The sequence below is a fragment of the Duganella aquatilis genome, from assembly GCF_009674565.1.
GTDB classification, from domain to species: Bacteria; Pseudomonadota; Gammaproteobacteria; order Burkholderiales; family Burkholderiaceae_D; genus Rugamonas; species Rugamonas aquatilis.
In genome coordinates this window covers 1-3,095 of the sequence record NZ_WKJL01000061.1, presented here as the reverse complement: position 1 = coordinate 3,095, position 3,095 = coordinate 1, and the positions used below count along the sequence as shown (strand labels likewise).

At 64.3% G+C, this 3,095-nt stretch carries 4 protein-coding genes; all 4 read right to left on the bottom strand.

Annotation, left to right across the window (positions count from 1 at the left end):
* Positions 1–126: 126 nt before the first annotated feature.
* Positions 127–564 (bottom strand): flagellar motor switch protein FliN, encoded by a 438-nt coding sequence (gene fliN, locus GJ698_RS30180; protein WP_072781393.1) that lies wholly within the window; start codon positions 562–564, stop codon positions 127–129.
* Positions 565–586: 22 nt separating this feature from the next.
* Complete coding sequence (fliM, locus tag GJ698_RS30175; protein WP_154361548.1) at positions 587–1,567, bottom strand: flagellar motor switch protein FliM; 981 nt, start codon at positions 1,565–1,567, stop codon at positions 587–589.
* A 14-nt stretch (positions 1,568–1,581) separates the two neighbouring features.
* The gene (gene fliL / locus GJ698_RS30170) at positions 1,582–2,097 is read right to left on the bottom strand and encodes a flagellar basal body-associated protein FliL (RefSeq protein ID WP_154361547.1); all 516 of its coding nucleotides are present in this window, start codon (positions 2,095–2,097) and stop codon (positions 1,582–1,584) included.
* A gap of 203 nt (positions 2,098–2,300) precedes the next feature.
* A partial coding sequence (locus tag GJ698_RS30165) for a flagellar hook-length control protein FliK (protein ID WP_166454972.1) occupies positions 2,301–3,095 on the bottom strand: 795 nt, incomplete at its 5' end.

Sequence of the window (3,095 nt, the reverse complement as noted above, 5' to 3'; positions counted from 1 at the left end):
CCGGCTCGGCGGCCGGCGGCGTGGCCGCGTGGGCGCCGCCGATGGTGCCCGACACCGTGCGCTGGGCCATTGCAGGCGCGGCGGCCAAGGCCGCCGCGATCATCAGAGTGGAAATCAGTCCGTGCTTCATTTATTCAATTTTCGGATACGTTCGGACGGCGTGATGATGTCAGTCAGGCGGATACCGAACTTGTCATTCACCACCACCACCTCGCCTTGGGCGATCAGGCAACCATTGACCAGCACGTCCATCGGCTCGCCGGCCAGGCCGTCCAGCTCCACCACCGAGCCCTGCGCCAGTTGCAGCAGGTTCTTGATGGCGATCTTGGTACGGCCCAGTTCCACCGTCAGCTGGACCGGAATATCGAGGATGAAGTCGATATCGTTGTGCGTTTCCGTCTTGCTGGGGGTGCTGGAAAAATCCTTGAACACGGCGGCGCTGGCCGCCTGCGAGGCGGCTTGCTGCTTTTCCAGCGCGGCGGCTTCCGCCTGCGCCTGTTCGGCGATCGCCGCACCCCATGGATCGTCTTCGTCCAGCGGTTGATCGTCTTGGTTATCCGACATGATTCTCTCCGGGTTTATTGACTTATTTAAGGTTATCGGCATTGGCCAGCAGTTTCTCGACCTTGAGCGCGTATTGCCCGTTCATGACGCCGTAGCTGCAATCCATGACCGGCACGCCGTCCACCGTGGCCGAGATGAATTCCGGGATCGACAGCGGGATGATGTCGCCCACCCGCATGTTCAGGATCTCGTCGAAATTGACCTTGGCCGTGCCCAGCGACGCCACCACTTCCACTTCGGCGATCTGGATCTGCTGCGTCATCAGGCGGATCCAGCGCTTGTCCACTTCCAGCGCCTCGCCCTGCAGGCTGGAGGTCAGCGAATCGCGGATCGGCTCGATCATCGAGTACGGCATGCAGAAGTGGATCTGGCCCGACACCGAGCCGAGCTCCACCGTGAAGGTGGACGCCACCACCACCTCGTTCGGCGTGGCGATGTTGGCGAACTGGGTATTCATTTCCGAGCGGATGTATTCGAACTCGACCGGATACACCGGTTCCCACGACTTGGTGTAGGCCTCGAACACGATGTCCAGGATGCGCAGGATGATGCGCTGCTCGGTCTGGGTAAAGTCGCGGCCTTCGACGCGGGTGTGGAAGCGGCCGTCGCCGCCGAACAGGTTGTCCACCAGCAGGAACACCAGGCCCGGATCAAACACCATCAGCGCCGTGCCGCGCAGCGGCTTCATGTGCACCAGGTTGAGGTTGGTCGGCACCACCAGGTTACGGATGAACTCGGAATACTTGGAAACGCGCACCGAGCCGACCGACACCTCGGCGCTGCGGCGCAGGAAGTTAAACAGGCCGACGCGCAGCAGGCGGGCAAAGCGCTCGTTGATAATTTCCAGCGTCGGCATGCGGCCACGGACGATACGTTCCTGGGTCGCCAGGTTGTACGTGCGGACGCCCGCGACGTCTTCCTGCGCCGCAACGTCGTCCTGGTCGCCGTTGACGCCCTTCAGAAGGGCATCGACTTCTTCCTGGGAGAGAAAATTATCAGCCATGGCTTGTGCTCTGCTTACTGAATGATGAAGGACGTGAACAGCACGTCTTCGACTTCTTGCGGGGAGCCGCGGTCTTCAAACGGATCCTTGAGGGCCGCGATGATGTCCTTGGCCAGCTGGACCTTGCCTTCCGGCGTGTTGATGTCGCTGGCGTGCTTGCTCGACAGCAGCAGCAGCACGCGGCTGCGCACCTTGGCCATGTTTTTCTTGATTTCTTCCTGCGTCTCCGCATCCGGCAGCTGGATCGAGAACGCCACTTGCAGGTACTGGTCGGCGCCGCTCTCGCCCGGCTGCAGGTTGACGGTGAAGGGTTCGACCGGTTCATAGATCGCCGGGCCGGCCGCCTTCTTGGATTTTTTCTTCTTGGCGGGCGCCTCGTCGTGCTCTTCGGCATCGGCTTTGCCGTGCAGGAAGAACCAGGCCGCGCCGCCGCCGGCCGCGCCAAGCACCAGCACCACGGCCAGGATGATGATGATCAGTTTTTTGCTGCCGCCCCCTGCGGGCGCTTCAACTTTCTGATCGGCTTTCATTTTTGGGTTCGCTTTCAAAGTAGCCCTTCAGGTTGCGGTGTGGTTCACGCCGCCATTATGTCATTATCGGTCAGGCCAAGGCATACGGAACCGTTGAAAAGAGGGGCGTTCCCGCTGCTGCTTGACATTTCCCTAGTGTAACAGACAACAAAACCGGGAGGGCGGTCACGCCGGTCCCGGTTTGCCCTGACGCCGCTGACGGCTCAGGCGAAGGTGTCGACCGCGCCGGCCGGCAGGCGCCGCACCGGCGGGGCGGGGCGGGCCACATCGGCGTCGCTGCCGCTGTCACGGCCGTAGCTGCCGCCCGAACGGCCGCCGCTGTTGCCGCTGCCGCTCTGCGCCGAGCTGGCCTGCTGGCTGAAGGAACTGTTGTTCTGGTCCGACATGCCGGCCGAGACGGTGGCGCTGCCCAGCTGGATGCCGGCGTCGCTCATCATTTCTTTCAGTTTCGGCAAGGCGTTTTCCAGCGCCTGGCGCACTTCCGGCGCGGCCGAGCTGAAGGCGGCGGTGGCCTGGTCCTTGTTCACGCTCAGCACCACCTGCAGCGGGCCGAGGTCCGGCGGATTCAGTTCCATGGTGGCGCTTTGCTCGCCGCCGGCCGCCATGAAGATGATTTTCTGGCCCAGTTGCTGGTCCCAGGCCTGGGTGCCGACGCGGCTGCTGAGCTTGTCGGCCGGCACGGCGCTGGCGGCCTTGGCCAGTTCCTGCGCCGCGTGGCTGGCGGTCGGCGCGATGGTGATGGCGGCCTGTTCCTTCAGCGCGGCGGCGGCTTCGGCGTTGACCGTGGTGGTTTTCGGCGCGGCGGCCAGCTGGGCCGGATCGGCGGCGGCCTGCTGTTGCTGCTGGGTCTGCGAGACCTGCGGCTGCGCGTCGGCGGCCGGCGCGGCCTTGGTGGCGATGTGGTTGATGGCGTCGGCGCCGGCTTTTGGCGCGGCGGCGGCATCGGCCACGGTGTCGGCAGCCGGGGCGTCGGCCTTGGCGCCCTGCGCGGCGTCGGC